The organism is Vibrio sp. 10N.222.49.C9, from assembly GCF_041474985.1.
Classification (GTDB): domain Bacteria; phylum Pseudomonadota; class Gammaproteobacteria; order Enterobacterales; family Vibrionaceae; genus Vibrio; species Vibrio crassostreae_C.
Genome location: NZ_JBFRVD010000285.1, coordinates 1 through 309 on the forward strand (window position 1 = coordinate 1; position 309 = coordinate 309).

The following is a 309-nucleotide window of genomic DNA, read 5'->3' on the forward strand; positions in this document are numbered from 1 at the left end:
CCTGATCGCACCCACTGATTTGCTAGTGAATGTTATTACGTAGATGTGGATGAGAGCGATCTAATGCTCGTCAAAGAAATCCTTGTTACGGATGTACTTGCTCATTAAATGATAAGAGAAAGGGCGAATGAGCCAACTGATTAGAGAGCGCCCTAAGCGAATGAAGGTAGGCGTATTTTCATAGATGCGCCCGTTGTACAGCCAAAGCAACTTTCCAACATGCCAATAAGCGAGGGGAATTAAGGGCAAAAAGGTCACTATGTCTAGGTCGCAGCAGACGCGATAGGTTTTATGTGACAGTAGATAATG

1 pseudogene is annotated in these 309 nt (G+C 44.3%); it reads right to left on the reverse strand.

The window, feature by feature from the left end:
• Window positions 1–60 precede the first annotated feature (60 nt).
• Window positions 61–309: pseudogene (locus AB4585_RS23160) on the reverse strand (lipase); the annotation flags it as partial.